This is a genomic window from Oceanisphaera sp. W20_SRM_FM3 (assembly GCF_052119705.1).
Classification (GTDB): domain Bacteria; phylum Pseudomonadota; class Gammaproteobacteria; order Enterobacterales; family Aeromonadaceae; genus Oceanimonas.
In genome coordinates this window covers 138,324-162,007 of record NZ_JBGQOP010000005.1, presented here as the reverse complement: position 1 = coordinate 162,007, position 23,684 = coordinate 138,324, and the positions used below count along the sequence as shown (strand labels likewise).

At 52.6% G+C, this 23,684-nt stretch carries 22 protein-coding genes; 18 read left to right on the top strand and 4 right to left on the bottom strand.

Annotated elements, in window-relative coordinates; all coding sequences use genetic code 11:
* The first annotated feature begins 310 nt into the window (after window positions 1-310).
* From ACEN2G_RS04815 to ACEN2G_RS04750, 14 genes are all read left to right on the top strand, one after another.
* Window positions 311-922 carry a LemA family protein gene (locus tag ACEN2G_RS04815; protein ID WP_442020335.1) on the top strand — a complete coding sequence of 204 codons (612 nt, stop codon included), beginning with the start codon at window positions 311-313 and terminating at the stop codon, window positions 920-922.
* Window positions 923-950: 28 nt separating this feature from the next.
* Window positions 951-1,874 (top strand): TPM domain-containing protein, encoded by a 924-nt coding sequence (locus tag ACEN2G_RS04810; RefSeq protein ID WP_442020334.1) that lies wholly within the window; start codon window positions 951-953, stop codon window positions 1,872-1,874.
* Window positions 1,765-2,424, top strand: coding sequence for a TPM domain-containing protein (locus tag ACEN2G_RS04805; RefSeq protein WP_442020333.1), 660 nt, complete (start codon window positions 1,765-1,767; stop codon window positions 2,422-2,424). The genes ACEN2G_RS04810 and ACEN2G_RS04805 overlap by 110 nt, the downstream gene beginning before the upstream one ends.
* A gap of 77 nt (window positions 2,425-2,501) precedes the next feature.
* Window positions 2,502-2,963 (top strand): Cys-tRNA(Pro) deacylase, encoded by a 462-nt coding sequence (gene ybaK, locus ACEN2G_RS04800; RefSeq protein ID WP_442020332.1) that lies wholly within the window; start codon window positions 2,502-2,504, stop codon window positions 2,961-2,963.
* A 324-nt stretch (window positions 2,964-3,287) separates the two neighbouring features.
* Window positions 3,288-4,061: a transporter substrate-binding domain-containing protein gene (locus ACEN2G_RS04795; protein ID WP_442020331.1), complete on the top strand. Its 774-nt coding sequence runs from the start codon at window positions 3,288-3,290 to the stop codon at window positions 4,059-4,061.
* A gap of 98 nt (window positions 4,062-4,159) precedes the next feature.
* Window positions 4,160-4,804 (top strand): amino acid ABC transporter permease, encoded by a 645-nt coding sequence (locus tag ACEN2G_RS04790; RefSeq protein WP_442020330.1) that lies wholly within the window; start codon window positions 4,160-4,162, stop codon window positions 4,802-4,804.
* Window positions 4,801-5,529 carry an amino acid ABC transporter ATP-binding protein gene (locus ACEN2G_RS04785; RefSeq protein ID WP_442020329.1) on the top strand — a complete coding sequence of 243 codons (729 nt, stop codon included), beginning with the start codon at window positions 4,801-4,803 and terminating at the stop codon, window positions 5,527-5,529. The genes ACEN2G_RS04790 and ACEN2G_RS04785 overlap by 4 nt, the downstream gene beginning before the upstream one ends.
* Window positions 5,530-5,882: 353 nt before the next feature.
* Window positions 5,883-7,145: an imelysin family protein gene (locus ACEN2G_RS04780; protein ID WP_442020328.1), complete on the top strand. Its 1,263-nt coding sequence runs from the start codon at window positions 5,883-5,885 to the stop codon at window positions 7,143-7,145.
* Between the two features lie 147 nt (window positions 7,146-7,292).
* Window positions 7,293-8,678 carry a di-heme oxidoreductase family protein gene (locus ACEN2G_RS04775; RefSeq protein ID WP_442020327.1) on the top strand — a complete coding sequence of 462 codons (1,386 nt, stop codon included), beginning with the start codon at window positions 7,293-7,295 and terminating at the stop codon, window positions 8,676-8,678.
* Window positions 8,675-9,721 (top strand): imelysin family protein, encoded by a 1,047-nt coding sequence (locus tag ACEN2G_RS04770; protein ID WP_442020326.1) that lies wholly within the window; start codon window positions 8,675-8,677, stop codon window positions 9,719-9,721. Before ACEN2G_RS04775 ends, ACEN2G_RS04770 begins: the two co-directional genes overlap by 4 nt.
* Window positions 9,721-10,797, top strand: a complete 1,077-nt coding sequence (locus ACEN2G_RS04765) for a DUF1513 domain-containing protein (RefSeq protein ID WP_442020325.1) — start codon at window positions 9,721-9,723, stop codon at window positions 10,795-10,797. Before ACEN2G_RS04770 ends, ACEN2G_RS04765 begins: the two co-directional genes overlap by 1 nt.
* Before the next feature lie 192 nt (window positions 10,798-10,989).
* Window positions 10,990-11,238, top strand: coding sequence for a GlsB/YeaQ/YmgE family stress response membrane protein (locus ACEN2G_RS04760; RefSeq protein WP_442020324.1), 249 nt, complete (start codon window positions 10,990-10,992; stop codon window positions 11,236-11,238).
* A gap of 55 nt (window positions 11,239-11,293) precedes the next feature.
* Window positions 11,294-11,734: an NUDIX hydrolase gene (locus ACEN2G_RS04755; RefSeq protein ID WP_442020323.1), complete on the top strand. Its 441-nt coding sequence runs from the start codon at window positions 11,294-11,296 to the stop codon at window positions 11,732-11,734.
* A gap of 513 nt (window positions 11,735-12,247) precedes the next feature.
* Complete coding sequence (locus tag ACEN2G_RS04750; protein ID WP_442020322.1) at window positions 12,248-13,678, top strand: aspartate ammonia-lyase; 1,431 nt, start codon at window positions 12,248-12,250, stop codon at window positions 13,676-13,678.
* A gap of 603 nt (window positions 13,679-14,281) precedes the next feature.
* Here ACEN2G_RS04750 and metL read toward each other — a convergent pair.
* Complete coding sequence (metL, locus tag ACEN2G_RS04745; protein ID WP_442020321.1) at window positions 14,282-16,720, bottom strand: bifunctional aspartate kinase/homoserine dehydrogenase II; 2,439 nt, start codon at window positions 16,718-16,720, stop codon at window positions 14,282-14,284.
* Window positions 16,720-17,880 carry a cystathionine gamma-synthase gene (gene metB / locus ACEN2G_RS04740; RefSeq protein ID WP_442020320.1) on the bottom strand — a complete coding sequence of 387 codons (1,161 nt, stop codon included), beginning with the start codon at window positions 17,878-17,880 and terminating at the stop codon, window positions 16,720-16,722. Before metB ends, metL begins: the two co-directional genes overlap by 1 nt.
* A gap of 249 nt (window positions 17,881-18,129) precedes the next feature.
* On the opposite strand from metB, the gene metJ reads away from it, so the two are divergent.
* Entirely contained in the window at window positions 18,130-18,462 is a 333-nt protein-coding gene (gene metJ, locus ACEN2G_RS04735; RefSeq protein ID WP_442020319.1) for a met regulon transcriptional regulator MetJ, read from the top strand.
* 182 nt (window positions 18,463-18,644) lie between these two features.
* On the opposite strand, the gene cysQ is transcribed toward metJ, so the two are convergent.
* Both cysQ and nudE read right to left on the bottom strand, forming a co-directional pair.
* A complete protein-coding gene (gene cysQ, locus ACEN2G_RS04730; protein ID WP_442020318.1) occupies window positions 18,645-19,475 on the bottom strand; it encodes a 3'(2'),5'-bisphosphate nucleotidase CysQ in 831 nt (276 codons plus the stop codon).
* Between the two features lie 2 nt (window positions 19,476-19,477).
* Window positions 19,478-20,035, bottom strand: a complete 558-nt coding sequence (nudE, locus tag ACEN2G_RS04725; protein WP_442020317.1) for an ADP compounds hydrolase NudE — start codon at window positions 20,033-20,035, stop codon at window positions 19,478-19,480.
* A 219-nt stretch (window positions 20,036-20,254) separates the two neighbouring features.
* Here nudE and hslR point away from each other — a divergent pair, with 219 nt between their 5' ends.
* The 3 genes from hslR to pckA all read left to right on the top strand — a co-directional run bounded on the left by hslR (window position 20,255) and on the right by pckA (window position 23,475).
* On the top strand, window positions 20,255-20,650 hold the full coding sequence (gene hslR, locus ACEN2G_RS04720; protein ID WP_442020316.1) for a ribosome-associated heat shock protein Hsp15: 396 nt from the start codon (window positions 20,255-20,257) through the stop codon (window positions 20,648-20,650).
* Window positions 20,651-20,832: 182 nt separating this feature from the next.
* A complete protein-coding gene (gene hslO / locus ACEN2G_RS04715) occupies window positions 20,833-21,693 on the top strand; it encodes an Hsp33 family molecular chaperone HslO (RefSeq protein ID WP_442020315.1) in 861 nt (286 codons plus the stop codon).
* A 168-nt stretch (window positions 21,694-21,861) separates the two neighbouring features.
* Entirely contained in the window at window positions 21,862-23,475 is a 1,614-nt protein-coding gene (gene pckA, locus ACEN2G_RS04710) for a phosphoenolpyruvate carboxykinase (ATP) (protein ID WP_442020314.1), read from the top strand.
* Window positions 23,476-23,684: the final 209 nt, after the last annotated feature.

Here is a 23,684-nt window from a genome sequence, read left to right as displayed (position 1 = left end):
ACTAAATTTACGCTTGGTTCGGTATTGCATACACTTCCTCACTCTGAAGAAGTGTCTACTTATTCGGGGCCATTCCAGTAAAACCTAAGAAAAAGCCCCAGTGCTCGTCAGCACTGGGGCTTTTTCATGCCATTGGCTGGCTCAAACAAGAAAACGTGATGGAAGATCGTGAGGTGGGCAAATGAAACGCCGATCCGGTACTAACTCAAGAAGGCGATATAACATATCCCACTCATAATGAGTAATGTGAGCGCATCTGCTATAAACGATAACGACTCATCTTAACTCTTACTCGCTAAAGGAAAATCCCATGACCATACCTGCTCGTTGGCTATTCGCCTCTTTAATGGCGCTGTTGTTAAGTGGCTGTGGCTATAACCAGATTCAGACCTTAGATGAAGACGTAAAAGCCACTTGGTCACAAGCCTTAAACCAGTATGAGCGGCGCGCCGACTTGGTCCCTAAGCTGGTGAGCTCAGTAAATGCTTATATGAGTCAGGAGCGCACCGTACTAATCGATGTCACCGAGGCGCGCGCTAAGGTGGGGCAAATAAATATCAGCGTGAATGACTTAGACGATCCGGCCTTGATGCAACGCTTTAACCAAGCACAGGGTGAATTGTCTTCGGCACTATCACGCTTAATGGCGGTGTCTGAAAATTATCCTGATCTTAAAAGTGACGGCGTAGTGCGGGATTTAATGACCCAACTTGAGGGCACAGAGAATCGTATCGCCACCGAGCGCGGTCGCTTCGTGCAAGCGGTACAAGCCTATAACCAGTTTATTCGCCAATTCCCTGCCGTGATCACAGCCAAGGTGATGGGTTATAAAGTGAAGGACAACTACGGCGTAGAGCGTCAGTCTGAGATTATGAAAAACCCAGAAGTGCGCTTCGATATACCAAGCAGCAAGGCAAATTAACACCGAGTTAATTAAAAAAGGAGCCGCCATGATTTTTCAGCATTCGCTTCATCTTTTGCACCTCAAGCCCAATCGCTGGTTGAGCGGCTGGCGAATATTGGCCGTCACACTGGCGCTGGCTTTATGTTTGGCACGGCCTGTTGTTGCACAAAGTGTGGCCATTCCTCAGCTGGACAGTTGGCTGGTAGATACCACAGGCACTTTTAGCGACGCACAAAAAGCGGCCTTGACGGCTAAGCTGCAAACTTTTGAGCAAAGCAAAGGCGCACAGATTTTTGTACTCGTCGTGCCCACCACAGGTGAAGATGGCATAGACCAATATGCCCGCCGCGTTTATGACCAATGGCAGCTGGGCCGTAAAAAAATTGATGATGGCGTGCTGTTAGTGGTGGCTAAAGACGACAGACGGTTGCGCATCGAAGTGGGCTATGGCCTAGAAGGCGCGGTCACCGACTTGCAGGCTGGGCGCATCATACGGGAATTTATCACTCCTTATTTTAAACAGGATGATTACGTAGGTGGCATTAACGAAGGCGTAGATAAAATCATGACCTTAGTGGCGGGAGAAGATTTACCGCCCCCAGCAAAACAGCCAGACACAGATGAAGAAGACTCGTTAGGCCTGCTCTTGCCTTTGGCTTTTTTCGCCTTTGTATTACCGCCGCTGGCTGCTGCATTACTGATTGGTGTGTTCTCTTTCTTTATCTTTGGCAGCCTGCCTATTTCTATCGTGGCGGGAGCTATTGCGCTGATCTTATCTTTATTGGGTAGAGCCTTTGGTGCCGGTGGTAAAGGCAATTCAGGCCTCGCCTCACGCAGAGGCGGCTTGTTGGGCGGCCTAGGTGGCGGTTTGGGTGGTGGTTTTGGTCGCGGCGGCAGAGGTGGTGGCGGTGGTTTTAGCGGCGGCGGTGGCGGCAGCAGTGGTGGCGGCGGTGCCTCTGGTGGCTGGTAAAATCTGGTGGCTGGTAAAAAGCTGCCTAGTGGCGAGTGATTGGGGATTGGGAGCAAACATGCAAAATAAATTCAAACAGTTAACCGGCATAGCGGCGCTAGAAGGCCAGTGGTTACGCAGACGACACTTTGATGAGTCTGTACTAGCACAAGTGGCCGAGCGGATCCGCCAAAGTGAATCGGAGCACAGCGGAGAATTAGTGGTGGCAGTAGAAGCCATGATGCCGAGCCATGAGAAAGATGCTCATCTGCGCGCGCTTGAAGTTTATGGCCGCTTGAGGGTGTGGGATACGCCGTTAAACAGCGGCGTGCTGTTATATCTGGCACTCGATAAACGGGCCATAGAAATTATTGCCGACCGAGGTATAGATGCCAGCAGTGCTCAGTGGCAGCAAGTGTGTGCAGACTTGCAGACCCGGTTAGCTAAAGGTGAGTATGTTGAGGGGCTGATGGCGGCGGTGGATGCCATACAAACCATCTTAAAAACTCACGCGCCGCACAGCCCAGACCACCAGACTAATGCCTTACCTGATATGCCGGTTGTTTTATAAGCATCGACTTGCCTCTGTAATTTAAGCACCGGCTTTTTTACATAATAAAATCTTGCCCTCACCACTGAGACTCAGCTATGACACCCGCCATCTTGTTCTTAGAAACACAACACGCGACTTTTACCCTGCATCAATATGACTGCACCGCCCATGACGACTTTGGTGCCCACGCGGCAGCACAGCTACAAGTGCCGTTAGCTCAGGTATTCAAGACACTGTTAACCGAAGGTGAGCAAGGCGCGGTAGTGGCGCTGGTGCCCGCATCAAACAAAGTAAATTTAAAACGCTTAGCCAAAGCGGCAGGCATGAAAAAGCTGGAAATGATGGCACCCGCCAAGGCTGAACGCCTCACCGGCTACAAAGTGGGCGGCATTAGCCCGTTCGCACAAAAGAAGCGCTTGCCGACCGTGGTCGATGCCTCCGCGCTGCAACATAGCGAAATATTGGTGTCCGGCGGCAAGCGTGGCCTGTCATTGGGCGTGAGTGCTGCCGTTTTGCAACGGCTACTTGGCGCCGTGATTGCAGAGATTGCTGAGTAAAAGAACGCTGTACGCCTTACGTTAAAGACAAACACCGCGTGGTTTTGACTTATAGCGTACTGCGTAAAGCGTACAGTTCACCTTTCAGACGTATCGCAGCCGGAAAAGCTAACCATGGGCGCTCACACGCAGTTTTGGAGTGTAGCTTTAACAATAAATTGACACTAATTCTCTTTTCTCATAGCGTGCAAATGAGTCGCACTTTTTAGTTTATAGACTATTGTTTATACTACAGCTTCGTATGAAGCCTACATTTTTCACATTTAAGCACCACACTCAAATGTAATGAAATATTAGCCAACCTTAAGGAAGGGGTCAGTCAGTATGAAAAAGAACATTATTTTATTAAGTATGGTTGCCACTTTTGGCCTAACGGCCTGCGATAACCCCGCCACCACGGCCAGCACAGATACCGTAGGCGAAGCTAAAAAAGTTTATACAGTTGGCGTAGATAACACCTATCCTCCCTTTGAATTTACTCAAGATGGCAAGTTAATCGGCATAGATGTGGACTTGATTACCGCCATCGCCAAAGATCAAGGTTTCGATATTAAGATCGAACAAATGGACTTCTCGGGCATCATTCCCGCCATGCAAGCTGGCATGCTGGATATCGGCATGGGTGGCATGAGCATTACTGATAAGCGTAAAGAAACCGTAGACTTTTCTGATCCTTATTTTTCTGCCGGCGTATCCTTAGTAGTGCCTGATACTAACCAAACTATTACTAGCCTCAACGACTTATCGGGCAAGAAAGTGGTCGTTAAAAACGGCACAGTGGGCGCCTCTTTTGCCGATAAAAACACCGAAGAATACGGCTATAGCATCATCCAAGTCAGCGACAGCGCATCCATGTTTCAAGAAGTGACCAATGGCACAGCCGATGCACTCATGGAAGACTACCCAGTGATCAGTTATGCCATCGCCAACGGCGGCTTAAAGCTGAAAACCGTGGGCGAGCGCCTGACCGGTGATAACTACGGGATCTCGGTATTAAAAGGTAAAAACGACGAACTACTGGATATGGTTAATACGGGTCTGAACAACCTTAAAGAAAACGGCGAGTACGATAAAATCATCAATCACTACTTAGAATAAGCCCAGCACTAAGATCGCTAGCAGGGCCTAGATCATCGTCTTAGCTAGCGATTTTTTTACACGGACTTTTTATAAGGACCTTGCACAAGGATCCCATTATGGATGTGGTCATTCAATCTCTGCCCTACTTATGGCAAGGCCTACAAGTCACCTTAAAAGTGTTTGTTATCGCCATTATCTTGGGCTTTGGCATTGGCTTGGTACTTGCCCTGCTGCGCCTGTCGCCGTTCAAACCTTTCACTTGGCTGGCGAAAATATTTGTCGATATCATTCGCGGCACCCCCATTTTAGTGCAGCTATTTTTTATCTACTTTGGCTTAAATTCATTAGGCTTTTTTAGTCTCGACCGCGAGTCGGCTGGCATCTTCACCGTAGCCATTAATGCCGGTGCTTATTATGCGGAAATTATCCGCGCCGGTATTCAATCACTGGATAAAGGCCAAAACGAGGCGGCGCGATCGTTAGGCTTAACCAGCAGCCAAAGTATGCGCTACGTTATTTTGCCGCAGTCTTTTCGGCGCATGTTACCGGCCTTCACCAATCAGGCCATCATCAGCTTAAAAGACACCTCTTTGCTGTCGGTGATCGGCATTGCGGACCTCACTCAAAAAGGACAGGTGCAAATTGCCGCCACCTTTAAAGCCTTTGAAATTTGGATCGCCGTAGGCGCCATGTACTTTGTGGTGATTTACATGCTTTCTTTATTGTCTAGCTACCTAGAACGGAGATGTCGACTGCCATGAACATCATCCAAGTACACAGCTTAAAAAAATCCTTTGGCGCCAACGAAGTGCTTAAAGATATTTCGATTAACATTGCCGCCCGCGAAGTGGTGTGTGTGATTGGCGCCTCAGGCTCCGGCAAGAGCACCTTCTTGCGCTGCTTAAATAGACTGGACGAAATTACCTCGGGCCAAGTGCTTATTGATGGCCAAGACATTACCGCGCCCAGCACCAACATTAATAAAATTCGCCAAGAAGTGGGCATGGTGTTTCAGCATTTTAATTTATTCCCCCACAAAAGTGTGTTGGATAACATCATTTTAGCGCCCATCAAGGCCAGAGGCGTGCCTAAGGCGGTGGCTAAAAAAGCGGCGCTGGAATTATTAAACAAAGTGGGCTTGTCCGATAAAGCCTATGCCTATCCGGGCGAATTATCCGGCGGTCAAAAACAACGCGTGGCCATAGCACGGGCGCTGGCCATGAATCCAAAAATCATGTTGTTTGATGAGCCCACCTCGGCGCTGGATCCAGAAATGGTCGGTGAAGTATTAGCCGTAATGAAACAATTAGCACTAGAGGGCATGACCATGGTGGTGGTAACCCACGAAATGGGTTTTGCCCGCGAAGTGAGCGACCGCGTGGTGTTTATTCATGAGGGACGTATTTTAGAGCAAAATAATCCCGTTGCTTTATTTGATCACCCTCAAGAGCCCAGAACCCAAGAGTTTTTAAGTAAAATCCTTTAAGGGATAGCGATAAGCGATCAACTAAAGATCTGAGCATTAACTTATGCCATACGCTGTACGCCATAAGTTAAAGATAAACACCGCTTGGTTTTTACGTATGGCGTACGACGTAAAGCGTACGGCCTCTCCCTTAGCCGTACGTTAAAGACCCACAGCGTCTTTTTTAACTTACGGCGTACCGTGTAAGGCGCTCCACTCACCACTATATTTCCTCTTTTCGCCTTGCCCTCATTCGACTAATTATTTGTTGCGACCCTTTGCCTAAAACCGCTACACTCCCCACCCTGAACACAAACGATTCTCAAACTCATACTCGACCGCATGCGGTTGTTACCTGCAAAAAGGATGCTCGAATGCCTTATCCTAAATTAGTGTTGGCCGCTGCCATTGGTGCCCTGCTTAGTGGTTGCGCCAATACTAAAACCGCTGACATTACTCAAAGCCAAGTCGTTGAGCATTATGCGGATATCGCTCATGCGGTATACGGCGACGCGTTAACTACCGCCCAGCAATTAGATGTGGCCATCAAGCGTTTGTTAGCCAATCCGAGCGAACAAACGCTAGCCCAAGCGCGCACCGCCTGGATTGCGGCCCGGGTGCCTTATCAGCAATCCGAAGTGTTTCGTTTCGGAAACCCAGTGGTCGACGAGTGGGAAGGCCAGCTCAACGCCTGGCCGCTGGATGAAGGGCTGATCGACTATGTGGCCGCCGGCTATCAGCACGAGCTGGGTAACGACGGCGCCGCCGCCAATATCGTCGCTAACACAACACTGCAGGTTGGTGGCGAACGGCTGGATGTCAGCAACATCACTCCCGAGCTGCTGGCCAGCCTCAATGAACTGGCCGGCTCAGAAGCCAACGTGGCCTCAGGTTATCACGCCATCGAGTTTCTGCTTTGGGGGCAGGATCTGCATGGCACCAACGCCGGTGCTGGCGAACGCCCCTACACCGACTATGCAGTGGGCGAAGCCTGCACCAACGGTAACTGCGACCGCCGTCGGGATTACCTGCAGGCCGCCAGTCAGCTGCTGGTCAGCGATCTCGGCTGGATGAGCAACCAGTGGCAAGCCGACCAAAGCGACAACTATCGCGCCGAACTGACCGCCCTGCCCACCGAAGACGGTCTGCGCCGCATGCTGTTTGGCATGGGTTCCCTGTCGCTGGGCGAGCTGGCCGGTCAACGGATGAAAGTGGCACTGGTGGCCAACTCGGTGGAAGACGAGCACGACTGCTTCTCCGACAATACCCATAACGCCAACTATTACAACGAGAAAGGCATCGTTAACCTGATGTTCGGCGAGTACCAGCGCATCGACGGCAGCACCCTGCAGGGTCCCTCGCTGCTGCAGCTGGTAGCGCAACAAGACAGCGGCGCCGCCAAACAGATTGGCGTGCAGATGCGCGCGAGCGAACAGGGTGTCTACCAACTGGTTGCCTCTGCCGAGCTAAACAAAGTGCATTTTGATCAGCTGATTGCCGCCGACAACCCGGCCGGTAACCAGTTGGTGATGGATGCCATCGACGGCCTGGTCGAGCAGACCCGTGCCATCGAGCTTGCCGCCAACGCCATCGGCATTAACAACCTGAACCAAGACATCGCCGATCTCGAGCCTTAGGCTCATCTTGTAAAGGGTGAAGGGTAAAAAGTGAAGGGGGCGAAAATCACACCCAGGCCACAGAAAGTACAGCGTATCTAAAGACGGTGTACTTTCCTCTTTACTCATCTCTCTTCGCTCTTCACCGTTTTTTATTCTGGATTCAATATGTTGTTTCGACTTTCAAGCGCACTGCTCGGCGCCACCCTAGTCTTAAATGCACAAGCCAACCCGGCCAAGCCCGGTGGCGACACCACCACCGACAAAACCGGTGCCAACGCCTATTCCATGGCCGCCGCCAACCTCAGCTTTGAAAAGCGTCTGGACTTCTCGGTCGGCAACAGCTTCTTTCGCAACCCCTGGGTGATGGCTCCGGCCACCACCGATGCCCGCGACGGCTTGGGTCCGCTGTTCAACACCAACGCCTGTCAGAGCTGTCACGTCAAGGACGGCCGTGGCCACCCGCCGCAGTTTGCCGACGACAACGCGGTCAGCATGCTGGTGCGCCTGTCGATTCCGACCGACGGCAGCCCGAAGCAACAGGAATGGTTACGGGTGCATGGTGTGCTCAACGAACCCAGCTATGGCGGCCAGCTGCAGGATATGGCCATTCCCGGCGTTCGCCCGGAAGGCAAGGTACAGATCGACTACCAGACCCATGTCGTGAGCCTGAAAGACGGCACCAAGGTGGAACTGCGCCAGCCACAACTGACGGTGGCCGATCCCAGCTACGGCGCCCTGCATCCGGACACCCTGTTCTCGTCCCGCATCGCCCCGCCCATGATTGGCCTGGGGCTGCTGGAAGCCATCGATGAAACCGACCTACTGGTACGAGAAGATCCACAAGATCAGAATCACGATGGCATCAGCGGTCGCGCCAACCGGGTGTGGGGCATTGCCGCAGAGCAGACCGCCATCGGTCGTTTCGGCTGGAAAGCCGGCCAGCCTAACCTGCGCCAGCAAAATGCCAGTGCCTTTGCCGGCGACATGGGCCTGACCTCGAGCATGGTCACTGCCGACGATTGCACCCCGGCGCAACATTGCGAACAGTATCCCGATGGTGGCCAGATCGAAGTCAGCGATGACATTCTGGACTCGGTCACCTTCTACAGCCAACATCTGGCCGTTCCCGCCCGCCGCAACCTGGATCATCCCAACGTGGCCGCCGGCGAACAGCTGTTTCTGGCGTTGGGCTGCAGCAGTTGCCATACCCCCTCGTATACCACAGGCGAGCATGACAGTGCTGCTCTGAGCCACCAGCAAATCTACCCCTATACCGATCTGCTGCTGCACGACATGGGCGACGGACTGGCCGACAACCGACCCGAGTTTCAGGCCAACGGGCATGAATGGCGCACCCCGCCACTCTGGGGCCTGGGCTATGCCGGTGAAGTGGCCGGCAGCCATGCCTATTACCTGCATGATGGCCGCGCCCGCACCCTGCTGGAGGCCATTCTCTGGCACGGCGGCGAAGCCGAGGCCGCCAAACAAAGCGTCATCGCCATGAGCACCGACGAACGCACTCAACTCATCGCCTTTCTGGAGTCCTTATGAAAAAAACGCTGTTGCTGCTCGCCACCCTTGGCACCCTCACTGCCTGCCAGAGCCGGCCACCGGTTGATCCCGCCCTGCAGGCGTTAACCAACTACCATCTGACCTTTATGCGCTCGCAGGCCGACCAACTGGCCGATGAACTGCAGCAGCTGCAACAGGCTGGCAGCGATTATTGCCAAGCGTCATCATCTGCCACACAAGCCGCGCGGCTAACCGCACTGCAGCAACACTGGCGCAGCAGCTTTGCCGCTTGGAGCGCCCATCAGGGCCAGAGCGATGGCCCGTTGGATGCCGAAGGCCTGAGCTTTGCCTTTCAATTCTGGCCCGACAAGAAAGACACCACCGGCAAGCAACTGCAACGCCAGCTGACCGCCGCCGAGCAGGGCCAATCCGTGCGACAGCAAGGCATCACCGGTACTCTGGGCGCCATGGAATACCTGCTGCAAAACGACTTCACTCCTCGGCAACGCTGCCTGCTACTGCCCGGCATCGCTGCCGAACTGACCGCCAATGGCCAACGACTGAACGCAGCTTGGCACGATGCCGACGGCTACCAGCAACAGCTGAACCAAATGCAGCAACAGGGTGGCAGCACCGCCCTGCTAACCCAGATCCTGGGTCAGCTTGCTCATCGTTACGAGCGCATCGAAAAGAAGCTGGTGTTGCCGCTCAACACCGTCGAGCATCCGCGGCCGCTGTTTGCCGAGGCCTGGCGCAGCGGTCAGTCGCTGCATTTTCTGCGTACCAGCCTGATCTCTCTGGAGCAGGAATACCGCAATGGCGGTATCCGCACCTATCTGCAAGGTTCGCAACAACAAGACCAGGATCACGCCGCCGTTATCGCGGCGCTAGACCACGCCTTTGCCGACACCCTCAAACACTTGCCCGCAGGCGACAGCCTGGGCTACTGGCTGGAAGGGGATCGCTACGCCGCCCTGCTGCGCTTCAAGCTGTCGTTCGATAAACTGGGTTACCAGCTGAAACAGCGCCTGCCCGACGAGCTGGGACTGAACCTCGGCTTCAACTCCTCGGACGGTGACTGATGCAACGGCGCCAGTTTCTAAAAGGCCTGTCGGCCGCCGGCGTCTTGTGCAGCCTGGGGCTGGCCGGTTGCGCCCTGCCCCGCAGCCCGCAACGCTATCTGATTGGCGGCGGACGCCGTAAACAAGGGCGCTATGTGGTGCAGGCGCTCAACCTGGATGGCAGCCTGCGCTATGAGCTGCCGCTGCCCGATCGAGGCCACGGCATGGCGGTGCATCCTCACCAGCCGCTGGCGGTATGTCATGCCCGTCGTCCGGGCGGCTTTCTCTGTCTGTTCGACCATGCCGAAGGCCGCCTGTTGCAGGTACGCCAAGCCGACCCCCAGCGTCACTATTACGGCCACGGCGTGTTCAGCGCCGACGGTCGACGCCTGTTTACCACCGAAGGTGTCAGCGACAGCAGCGAAGGCATCATCGGCGTTTACGAACTGATCGCGGGCAGGCTGGAAAAAATGGCGGAATATCGAGGCTTCGGCATAGGTCCGCACGAAATACGTCTGCTGCCAAGCGGCAATCTAGTGGTGGGGGTCGGCGGCGTGCATACCTATGGCCGTGAGCCGCTCAACCTGAACAGCATGGCCCCCAGTCTGAGCTATCTCGATGCCGCCACTGGCGAACTGCTGGAACAGGCTACGCTGGCAAACAAGCACCAGTCGATTCGTCATCTGGCGGTCACCCATGACGGCGAAGTGTTCACCGGTCAGCAATACCGGGGCGAGCCGGACGACTACCCGCCGCTGATTGTCCGCCATCGGCCCGGCCAGCCGTTGCAGGCACTGGGCGGCACCACGCTCGACTGGGCGCGCTTTAATCACTACATCGCCAGCATCGCCGTCACCGACACCCTGATTGCCGCCACCTCACCGCCGGGCAACTGCTATGGCTTGTGGCATCGCCACAGTGGCGAGCTGCTGCGCATTGCACCGCTGCCCGATGCCTCCGGCGCCGCAGAGCAAGACGGCAACATCTGGCTGGGGAGCGGCCAGGGTGGCATCCGCCTGCTCGACAGCAGTGGTCGCGAGCAGCGCTTCTATTCGTCCTATGAGTGGGATAATCACTGGGCTCTCATTGACGCCTAACGATATAACGGCAAAACTAACCGCCGTAAACTGTGAAGGGTGAAGGGTGAGGAGTGAAGGGGAAAAACCAACACTCAGATTCGATGCTTTCTCTGTAGTATTAGTGTTATCTCGTCCTCTTCACCCTTCACGCTTCACCCTTAACAAAACTCGCGCTGAGCGCTATGTCTTACTTATATCAGGAGTTAGGTAATGGGAATTTTAAGTTGGATTGTATTTGGTCTGATCGCCGGTGTGGTAGCCAAGTGGCTAATGCCCGGCCGTGACGGCGGCGGCTTTATCATGACCATTTTACTGGGTGTGGCTGGTGCCTTCGTCGGCGGCTGGATTGGTACCCAACTGGGCTTTGGCGTGGTCACCGGCTTTAACCTCGGCAGTTTCTTCACCGCTATTGTCGGTGCACTCGCCTTGCTGTTCGTATATCGATTGCTTAAGAAGTGATATCAGCGCCGAGCTGCGCTAAGGTAAAGCCTTATTTGTATCTTTAGGAGCACAGATGGCGTTGTTAGCGCAGAATAATCAACAACCTAGCAATCCAAAGCCAAAAGTCGGCGTGATTGCCATCGTTTGGCAGCAAGAGCAGGTATTGTTGGTGAAGCGTAAATTTGCGCCCCATGCGGGCCATTGGGGTTTTCCGGGTGGTAAGTTGGAATGGGGCGAAACCATGGCCCAAGGTGCGGCCCGGGAGTTGCTAGAAGAAACCACCATTCATGCAAACATGGACTCACCCTTCGCCTGTTTCGATGTGTTAGAGAACGGTAATGACGATCAATTAGCCCATCATTATGTAATGGTGGCGGTGCGCGGCCATTATGTGAGTGGAGAAGCACAAGCCTTGGATGATGCAGAAGCCGTGGGTTGGTTTTCACCCCAAGCGCTGCCCTGCCCCTTATGTCCAGATTTAGCCGCCATCATTGAGCGCTCGCGCTTAGGTTAAAAATTGCCACATTCCTGCGAGACTGACTAGTCATTCAGTCTCGCGGGGAATTTACGCTTAGGTTTTTAGCTGTGTTTGAGTCAAAAGTGTGGGTCGAAAGTTTGGGGAAAAACTTGCTCTCATTCACCCAGCCGGCCCGCCTACGGCCTTTTATGCACTGAGCCATAAAAATAGAAAAAACCACCAAATCCAATGAATATCTCGCACTAGACACTAGGAAAGCCGCCGCCATTTCGCTATCTTTACTGGCGTTTCACCTTGTTTAGGCCTTGTTCAGGTCTTTTAGCATGCTTGAAACAGCAATCGTTAGTCGCAAAGCTCTCTGTCTTGTCATGTGAATAGCTATGCGAAAAAAATGCAAACTTATAGTTTCTCAGGCTCGATCGGCCTCCTCATCTAGATTTGAGCCCTTGCCTTCCCATCAAACGGATGCCAATAGCTTTGATTGCTGAGCCTGTTCTGCACCTAGCCGTCATCGGCGCTATTTTACTTACCTAACCTCTAAAGGGACTTATGAATATCGACTTCGCTACTGAACCCCCCCAAAGCCAGACTCAAACTCGCATCGAACACGACTTACTCGGCAGTCAAGCCGTACCCGCTACTGCCCTTTATGGCATACAGACGCAACGCGCAAAGCAAAACTTCGATATCACCGGCATGCCCATCAGCCACTTCCCTGAACTGGTTAAAGCACTGGCCATGGTGAAAGCCGCCGCCGCCCGCGCTAACCATAAGCACGGTTTATTGACCGACGACAAAAATAACGCCATTCAAGCCGCCTGTGCCGAGCTGATTAATGGTGAACATCATGCAGAATTTATCGTCGACTTAATTCAAGGCGGCGCCGGCACCTCGACCAACATGAATGCCAACGAAGTGATCGCCAACATCGGCTTGAAAAAGCTCGGCTTCGAATACGGTCAATACGCGCACTTGCACCCGAACAACGATGTAAATCGCTCACAGTCTACTAACGACGTTTACCCCACTTCTGCACGCTTGGCCATCGTCTTCGCCGCCCAAGAATTGATGGTGACGGTCGCGAATTTAAAAGAAAGCTTGGCCGCTAAAGGCACAGAGTTTGCTGATATCTTGAAAATGGGTCGTACCCAGATGCAAGATGCGGTCCCCATGACCTTGGGCCAAGAATTCGATGCCTTTGCCGCAGATCTGGCCGCAGAAAACGCCAGCATCAGTGAAGCCTGCCTGCAGTTATGTGAAGTGAATTTAGGCGGCACAGCCATTGGTACCGGCATTAACGCGCCAGCCGGTTATGCCCGCTTAGCGGTGAGTGAACTGGCCGAGATCAGTAGTTTGCCGGTCTGTTTGGCGCCCAACTTGATTGCCGCCAGCTCCGACATGGGGGCCTTCGTCACTTTCTCTGGTACCTTAAAGCGCTTAGCCGTTAAATTATCTAAGTTGAGCAATGACTTACGTTTATTGTCCAGTGGCCCACGCACAGGTTTTTCTGAGATAAACCTGCCTGCCATGCAGCCTGGCTCTTCCATTATGCCCGGCAAGGTGAACCCGGTTATTCCTGAAGCCATGAACCAAACCGCGTTTCAGGTGATGGGCACCGACATGACGATTACCATGGCCGCCGAAGCCGCGCAGCTGCAGTTAAACGCCATGGAGCCGCTGATCATCTACAACCTGCTGAATAACTGCCGTATCTTGCGCAAGTCCATTCATATGCTGGATGAGCTGTGCATTCGTGGCATTACCGCCAACGAAGATCGTTGCGCCTTCTTTGTTGAAAACAGCATCGGCATAGTCACCGCCTTGGTTCCGCATATCGGTTACGATAACGCCAGCCGCATCGCCGGTCAGGCGCTGTTGAGCGGTTTAGGCGTGGCGGAATTGGTGCGCAAAGAAGGTCTGCTCACCGATGAGCAGCTGGCGGAAATTTTATCGCCCAACGCCATGACCCACTGTGGCTAATTAAAGGTAAAGCGTGAAGGGTGAAGGGTGAAGGGTGAAGGGTGAAGTGGACGAAATAACATCAAGACGCCAGAAAGTGCATCCTGTCTGAAAATTAGATATTGCTCTTAACCATTCCTGATTACCCACAAAGCTCAGCCATATATCAGTGAGTTCAGTATCAATAAATTCAATAGGTTACAGGGAGGTGCCGCCTCTTCGGTAAAGAATATGAGGCTCAGTTTGGTGTTTTGACCTTGTAGGGGCCAATTTATTCGGCCCGGTTTGGTGTTTTGGTCTAAATCTAAACCTCAGTAACAGCCAGCAAAGCTGGCCAGCCGAAGTCCTCTTTATTAAAGAGACGGGCTGCTACAAAGAACAAACCAAAACAACGCGCATCATGGCTGAAGTTCATACGTAATCAGGTAACCATTAACCCTTTACTCTTCACCCGTATATAAAAAAGGCTCCTATCTAGGAGCCTTTTTTATATACGGGTGCATTTTGTACATCAGAACCTGTTACACAGGTTTTAGCGGCTAAAGCACGCTACTACAAGCACATACCTACAGTAGACACCGGCTTGGTGCTGGGCGCTGTTCTTCACCCCTCACTATTCACTCCTCACAGTTTTTCCAGCAATTGCCATAAGTCGGCTTGCATGGCGCCGGCTGTCACTTCACGGCCCGCGCCTGGCCCTTGAATAACCAAGGGGTTTTGGCGGTAATGAGTGGTTTCGATGGCGAACACATTATCGCCGGGCCGTACGTGGGCGAAGGCGTGATCGCGGCTCACCACTTCTAGCCCCACTTCGGCCTTACCCGTAGCGCCGTCGAAGCGCGCCACATGGCGTAACACGCCCTCCACTTCCTCGGCCTTAGCCAGCTCGTCGACCATAAACCCATCCAGCTCGTTTAAGCGGTCGAAGAAGGCTTCTTTATCGAGCGACAGCAAAGATTCGGGCACCAGATTCTGTACTTTTACCTTAGCCGGATCTATGTCGAAGCCCGCTTCGCGAGCTAAGATCACCAGCTTACGCTGTACGTCTTGGCCGTTGAGATCTTCGCGCGGATCGGGTTCGGTTAAGCCTTGTTGCCAAGCTTGTAGCACTAGCTCAGAAAATGGCTCGCTGCCATCAAAATACTGAAATAACCAGCTCAAGGTACCGGAGAAAATACCACTGATGCTGCGCACCATTTCGCCCGAGTGTTGCAGTTGCTTAATGCTGCTTTGCACCGGCAAACCCGCACCAACTGTCGCATTGCTTAAAAACTGCACGTTGTGCTCAAGCAAGCTTTGTTTCAGCGGCAAATACATAGCTTGCGGTGCCGCGCCGGCCAGTTTGTTGGCGGCAATCAAATGAATACGCTGCGCCACGAGTGCCGGATAATGCGTCACTAAGGCGCTCGAAGCAGTAAAATCGAGCGCTATCAGCTGATCAAAACCATGCTCGGCAACCTCTTCTAGCCAGTGAGGCCAGGCCACAGGTTCTGGTTGAAAATCATTCAGCACTTGATCCACGGTTAAGCCTTGGCTAGATAACATTCCACCTTGGGAGTTAAAGGCACCAAACAAAGTCAGTTGTACATTGAGTTGCTGCTCAAGCTCAGCTTGTTGCGCTTGATATAACTTCAGCCAAGCTTGGCCAATGTTACCGCGACCAAACAAGATCAGCCCAATGCGCTTAGGCCGGCTGAACAAGCTGTTATGCAGGCGCAATAGCAGCGGCTCCAACACCATCTTACGCACCACACTCACTAGGCTGAGGCCGTTTTTCGCCGGCTGAATAAATTCCAGCGGCTGCTCGTTTAACGCATGGTAAAAATGCAAACATTGCTCAGGCTGAGCGGTCACGCCCTTACCCACCAAGGCCACTAACGAAAAGCCTTCGCGCTGCTGCAAGTCTTCAAAGCCGCCGGCCGGTTGATGGTCGCGCAACAGAGAAAACGCCTGCTGTGCTTGCTCTGGGGTAAAGGCTATTTGCCATAACTTGCGCTCGGGGCGACGCTTACAAGCCAAGGGCACCAGCTCACGGCGAGTCAGCCAATCGGTAAGCGCATTCACCCGCTCTTGATAGCGATCCGAGATGTTCATCTCAATCAAGATCACATCGTCCACCGAGGTAACGATGCGCGCACCCGGATCTCGTGGATCATGGCGCAAGATACGGGTATGACCATCACCTGGGTGATAACTGCTGCGCAGCATCAACTGCTGGCGGCTCTCGGCCACCGGCCCCAAGGTGCGGCTATGCAAGACGCTAGAGCCTAAACGCGCCAATTCAGCGGCCTCAGCTAATGATAAGCGCGGCAATAATTGCGCTTCAGATACGCGTCTTGGGTCGGCGCTAAACACGCCCGACACATCACTCCAAATAGTAGTGTGTGAGCTGTCGGCCAGTGCGGCCAACAAGGTCGCGCTAAAATCCGAGCCATTACGGCCCAATAAACGGGTGCGACCTTGATGGTCGCCGGCAATAAAGCCGGTGACCACTAAGATACGCTCGCTTTGCTCGTTTAAAATAGTCGCCAATAATTGGCGAGAGGCTGCATCGTCCACCTGTACCGGCGAACCGCTGACCCGTAAAAAATCCCGAGCATCCAAGGTAGCCGCAGCCACACCTTGGCTGCAAAGTAAGGCACTCAACAGCCGAGCTGACCACTGCTCACCAAAGGCTTGAATAAAGTTGCGCTGATAATCATCGAGCCGCTGACTTTCTAGCACATGGGCTATGGTGTTGATGTCTGTATCCAGCAAAGCTTGCAACAGTTCAGCCTCGGTCTCAGGGAGCGTGTTGGCGATAAGCGCCTGCTGATAGCTGTATATACCTTCCAGCGTGGTGGCCGCGGCGCTGTCGCCGCTATCAAACAGATTAAGCAGCTCAATGAGGCGATTGGTGGTTTTTCCGGAGGCCGACACCACTATCAATGCATCCGCTTGGCCCTCATTGCGAATAATATCGGCCACGCGCAGCAAACCCGCGGCATCGGCTAAACTGCTGCCGCCAAATTTATGGACCGCGCGCTGAGTGTTAAGCGCCTCATTTTGGCTGTGCTGAGTCATTACTTGTTTAACACCTTAAATGCATTGTCTAAATCGGCGATTAAGTCCTGCACATCTTCGATGCCGACCGATAAGCGCAGCAGTTGGTCGGTAATACCGGCGGTCAAACGGTCCGCTTCTGGCATGGCCGCATGGGTCATAGTGGCAGGGTGGGCAATTAAACTTTCTACGCCGCCCAACGACTCTGCCAAGCAAAATAGCTGCAATTCGCCCAAGAAGGCACGCATGCCCGCTTCCTCTACGTTCAGCTCGAAGCTGAGCATGGCACCAAAGCCTTTCTGCTGGCGGGCCGCGACTGCATGGCCTGGGCTATGGGGCAGACTAGGATGATAAATGGCGTTAACCTCGGGGCGAGTCTGCAGATAGGCCAAGATGGCATCCGCATTTTCGCAGTGTTGGCGCATACGCACCCCAAGCGTGCGCAGGCCACGCAGCGTTTGATAGTTATCAAACGCCGGCCCGGTTACGCCTAAGCAGTTAGCCCACCAGCGCAGCTCTTCCGCCAAAGTCGCATCGGCGGCAATCACGGCCCCACCCAGCGCATCCGAATGGCCATTAATGTACTTAGTGGTGGAGTGCACCACTAAGTCGGCGCCCAAGGTCAGTGGCTGCTGTAAAATCGGCGATAAGAAGGTGTTATCTACCACGCTGAGTGCGCCTACTTTTTTGGCCGCCGCACACAAGGCGGCAATGTCGACCACCCGCAACAAAGGGTTAGACGGCGTTTCAATCCACAGCATCTTCGGTTTTTTCGCCATGGCCGCGGCTAACGCGACTTCGTCGGTTTGATCGACGTATTCCACCTTAAAGTGGCCTTTTTTGGCGAAGGCATTAAACAGACGATGGGTGCCGCCGTAGCAGTCGTGGGGCGCAATCAGTAAATCATCGGCGTTTAATTGCGAGGTCACGATCAGGTTGATGGTGCCAGTGCCGCTGGCCGTTACCGCACCGCCGGCGCCTTTTTCTAATTTGGTGAGCGCATCAATTAAGGTTTGGCGGGTCGGGTTGCCCGAGCGGGCGTAATCGAAACGACGTTGTTTGCCAAAGTCTTCAAAGGAGAAGGTGCTGGTCAGGTAAATAGGGGGAACCACGGCACCATGCTGGGTGTCCGTATCAATGCCGGTGCGAACCGCATTAGTTTGAGTCTGGTATTCTGGCATATCCTCTCCTTTGCCCACTGGCAGCCTTATTTTTAAATATGTTTTTAAATCTATCGTTTTCAGTATTTTGTGATTAGATTTGCTATTGCTTACGCGCACAGTAACTCAGCACGAACAGGCCGTCAAGCCACCTAGACGGCTAGAGACTTAAGCCGTTGGATTGCCAACATAAGGTGTAGGGGTTACAATCTCGCGGTAATCTTTACTTTTGATAACTTGATGCAGATAGATAATGGATGCGGGTAGATAATGAAAACTGAATGGAACGGCGACTATATCAGCCCTTACGCCGAACACGGCAAAAAAAATGAACAGGTAAAAAAGATTACCGTGTCCATACCTCTCAAGGTATTAAAAATATTAACCGATGAGCGCACACGGCGGCAGGTGAACAATTTGCGCCATGCCACCAACAGCGAGCTGCTGTGTGAAGCATTCTTACATGCTTATACCGGCCAGCCTTTGCCACAAGATGATGACTTGCGTAAAGACGTGTCCGATCAGATCCCTACTCGGGCGCGCGATATCATGGCAAGCCTTGGCATTGAGATTGAAGACTTCGACGTCGACGACGCAGAATAAACCACGTAAAAAAACCGCAGTTAGCTTAATGCTGACTGCGGTTTTTTTGTGTCTAATTTTTAGCGCCATAGGCGCTACGCTGTCCTTATCGCCATCACTTGTTTATCAACAGAGAGTTGCGACGGGCACGACAATATCTGTGTTTAACTGTTCGCTGACGGCTTACCGCTGCCGCAAGGCTACTATTTATCCCCATTACCCTGCGGATTACACAAGATTTCGGGCCAGTTCAGTTCAGGATCGCCCATGGTGATAAAGTTGGGGTTAATCAGGGTGTCACGCTGGTTATAACTTAAAGGCTGTAAGTAAAGATCCACGATACGCCCGCCCGCCTCTTCGACTATGCACTGGGTCGCGCCCGTGTCCCACTCACCGGTAGGGCCAATGCGCATGTAAATATCGGCGCCGCCTTCGGCGACTAAGCAAGACTTAAGCGAGCTCGAACCCAGCGGCACTAGCTCATATTCTAAATCCGTGATCAGACGCGCGCGCACCCAGTCAACATTTTGCCGACGACTCACGGTAATGCGCAGCGCTCGCAGCGGTTGACTCGCATCATAATGGCTGGCGCTGATGCGCTGCGTTTGCCCATTAGCTTCTTTAAAGGCGCCATGGCCGCTCACCGCGTAATACAAAAGATTGTTCACCGGACCGAAGACCACGCCCAGCACCGGCTTGCCGTGCTCAATTAAGGCTATCATGGTCGAAAAGTCACCGCTGCCGGCAATAAACTCCTGAGTGCCATCCAATGGATCTACCAGCCAATAGCGCGGCCAGCTGTTGCGCTCAGCCAATGAAACTTCACAGCCTTCTTCTGACAACACAGGAATATCGGCAATCTCTCGCAGCGCCTGCTTTAAAAACAGGTGTGCAGCCAAGTCTGCATCCGTGACTGGGCTGTTATCGTCTTTATTCTGTGCTTGATAGTCGCCGCTATGGTAGAGCGATAAAATTAACGCCCCCGACTCACGGGCGGCCAAAATCACGCTGGGCAACAAGGCAGAAACATCCATATTTACTCCTTTTTATTGAGCCAATTTTGCAGCAAGTAGACTCCACAAATGCTGCGCGCTTCACTGAAGTCAGGCCTTGCCATCAACGCATCCAGTTGATCTAACTGCCAAGGCACCACATCAAGTGGCTCCGGCTCATCCCCTTCTCTTTGCTCAGGATACAGATCCCGTGCCAATAAGATATCCATGCGGCTACCAAAATAGCCCGGCGCCAGCGTAACTTGCTTTAACGGGATAAGTTGCTTGGCGCCATACCCTACCTCTTCCATCAACTCTCTGTTACCGGCTTCAAAGGCATTTTCGCCGGGATCTATCAGCCCCTTAGGAAAACCCAGCTCGTAACTGTCGGTGCCGGCGGCGTATTCTCGGATCAATAAGATGGTGCTTTCATCCAGCATAGGGATCAGCATAACGGCGCCACGGCCGCCGCTTTTCATGCGTTCATAGAAGCGCTCAGCACCATTACTAAATCTAAGATGTACCGACTCCACCTTGAATAAGCGGCTCTCTGCCACCAGCTCCGTATGTAGAATTTGAGGTTTTTGCTTGTTATCCGCCACGTTACTTCCATCTTTTGGCTAAGCCTACCCAGAGATTATCGTAACTTAGCCTAAACGTCTGCCTACAATATGCGCCTGCAAGTCGCTTAACTACTCCCTACTCAGCCGAATAGCATAGCTTCTGGTATCATTATTTTTTAAGCATGACTCATGCATCGTCTGTTTTTATAAAGACACGTTTTTATAAAAACAAACAGCTAACGACAAAAGAGCGAGCCTATGAAAGCAGTAAACGCCGGTGTGCGATTGGATAAATGGTTATGGGCCGCCCGTTTTTATAAGACGCGCAGTCTTGCTCGCACCATGATTGAAGGCGGCAAGGTGCATTATAATGATCAGCGTAGCAAGCCGAGTAAAGTGGTAGAAGTAGGCAGCTTAATAAAACTACGCCAAGGCACAGACGAGCGAGAAGTCTTAGTGCTGGAAGTATCTGAGCACAGAGGCAAAGCCGAACAAGCCCAAGCTTTGTATGAAGAAACGGCGGCCAGTATTCAAAAATGTGAAAAAAATGCCGAGGCACGTAAACTCAATATTCAGTTTGCGCCCAGCCCAGAGCGGCGGCCCGATAAAAAAGAGCGCCGCTCTTTGCTAAAGATTAAACACGGGCAAGAATAACGCCCTTCGGGCAGCGGTAAGCTTGAAGCCGTAAGCTAAACAAAGACAGAGCCAAGTCCAAGACTGGCCCTTGTTAGTCGCCAGCTTGCCCCCATATTTAAGATGACACAGCTTTAGTAGCAAACCCTTAGCACTCAACCTTTTAGTATCGCCCCCAGGGCCCAAGGCCAGACAGGATTTTTATGACTCACATCGACACACTGCATCGCTATTTGTTCGACAACTATCAAGTACGCGGCGAACTGGTACAACTGCAGCACAGTTATCAGCAAGTACTCGCCTCGCAACAATATCCGGCTCCGGTGCAGCGCCTGCTCGGTGAATTACTTACCGCCACCAGCCTGCTAACCGCTACCTTGAAATTTGAAGGCCACATTACCGTGCAACTGCAAGGCGATGGCCCGGTATCCTTGGTGGTGATCAACGGCGATAACCTGCAGCAGTTACGCGGTGTGGCCCGCTGGGAAGGCGAAGTGCCTAATAGCGACCAGCTGTCAGATATTGTTGGCAAAGGTTATTTAGCGATAACCATTACCCCAAATGAAGGCGAACGCTATCAAGGCATAGTGGAATTAGGCGAGCGTTCGTTAAGTGAAAGCTTAGAGAATTACTTCGCTCAATCCGAGCAGCTCACCACGCGCATTTGGTTATTTACCGACTTAAGCCACGCTACACCGCGCTGTGCTGGCATGCTGTTACAAGCACTGCCGGATGGCCAAGGCGACGACTTCTCGCACCTTGAAGCGCTCACCCAGACCATTAAGGCTGAGGAGCTGCTCCACTTAGACGCCCATGAAGTCTTGTATCGCTTATATCACCAAGATGCGGTGCGGGTATTTGATCCACAAACCGTCAGCTTTCAGTGCACCTGCTCCCGTGAAAAATGCGAACACGCCTTGTTGCAGATAGGCGAAGTCGAAGCGCTCGATGTGATAGCAGAGCAAGGTAAAATTGAGATGAATTGCGACTATTGCGGCCAAGAATATACTTTCGAAGAAGCAGACATTAAAACTCTGTTTAATGAGCCGCCCACCTTGCACTAAGCGACCCCACTCATTAGATATGAACAAACTGGGCCTAGTGGCCCTTTTAAACGGCGACGCCTAAAACTTGAACTAAATCCGCTAATTAACACTCTTTTACTATTAATTTCCGCCATAAATAACAGCTGTGCCTATGCTTATCGAATCTCTTTTCGATAGGAAGTTCTTATGATCTCTCACGCTTCGCAGTTAGACCTTTCCCCCTACGGTATCCATGATGTCTCCGACATCTTGCATAATCCAACCTATGAACAGCTCTTTATTGAAGAAACTCGCAGCGATTTAAGCGGTTACGAACAAGGCGTGGAAACGCATTTAGGCGCCGTCGCCGTGAACACCGGCATCTTTACCGGCCGTTCCCCAAAAGATAAATACCTTGTGCGTGACGACATCACGCGTAACACCGTGTGGTGGGCCGATCAGGGTAAAAACGACAATAAGCCCATCGGCCAGCAAACGTGGCGTGAGCTAAAAAGTCTGGTCAGCAACCAGCTCTCTGGCAAACGGTTATTTGTAGTTGATACCTTTTGCGGCGCCAACCCCGATACTCGGCTGGCCGTACGCTTTATTACCGAAGTCGCTTGGCAGGCGCACTTCGTGAAAAACATGTTTATCCGCCCAACCAAAGCCGAGCTTGCCAACTTTGTGCCCGATTTTGTGGTACTGAACGGCGCTAAATGCACCAATCCTCATTGGCAGGTACAGGGCTTAAACAGCGAAAATTTCGTGGCATTTAATCTCACCGAACGCATGCAGCTGATTGGCGGCACCTGGTATGGCGGAGAAATGAAAAAAGGCATGTTCTCCATGATGAACTACCTATTGCCGCTAAAAGGCATAGCAGCCATGCATTGCTCGGCCAACGTAGGTAAAGACGGTGACGTCGCCATCTTCTTTGGTTTGAGTGGCACGGGTAAAACCACCCTCTCTACCGATGCGGCACGTGCCTTGATCGGCGATGACGAGCACGGCTGGGATGACGATGGCGTGTTCAACTTTGAAGGTGGCTGTTATGCCAAAACCATTAAGCTGAGCGCCGAACAAGAGCCAGAGATTTACGCCGCCATTCGCCGCGATGCGCTATTAGAAAACGTCACCGTTTTGGCCGACGGCAGTATCGACTTTAACGATGGTAGCAAGACCGAAAATACCCGAGTGTCTTATCCTATCCACCATATCGATAATATTATTAAGCCCATATCTCGGGCGGGCCACGCCAAGAAAGTGATCTTCTTAACTGCCGATGCCTTTGGCGTACTGCCGCCGGTGAGCAAGCTGACCCGAGAGCAAGCGCAGTATCATTTTTTATCGGGTTTTACCGCTAAATTAGCCGGCACAGAGCGCGGCGTTACCGAGCCTACACCCACTTTTTCTAGCTGCTTTGGCGCCGCCTTTTTAAGCCTACACCCCACAACATATGCCGAGGTGTTAGCCAAACGCATGGATGCGGCCGGGGCAGAAGCCTACTTGGTGAATACCGGCTGGAACGGCAGTGGCCAACGCATTTCCATTAAGGCCACTCGCGCCATTATTAATGCCATCTTAGATGGCTCCATTAGCGATGCGGACTTTATCGAGCTGCCCTATTTTAAGTTGGCCATCCCGACTCAGTTAGCGGGTATGACAAACCACGACATCTTAGACCCGCGCAATACCTATAAAAATAGCCGCGAATGGCAGGAAAAGGCACACACATTGGCGACGCTGTTCATCAACAACTTTGAGAAGTTTACCGACACCCAACAAGGCCAAGCCTTGGTTGCCGCTGGGCCACAGTTGTAGGGGTGAGGGGGGAGGGGGGAGGAGAAAATAACGCGCCCAGCACCAAGCGCCGAGACAAACAACCCACCAGCGGCATCTGTCTGGGCAAGGTATACAAATGTAGTAACGTGCTTTAGCCGCTAAAACCTGCGTAGCAGGTTCTGATGCCACACCGCCTCGAGCGGTGTTTATTTTTAATGTGAGCCATTGAGGTTGAAAAATTGTCTTTT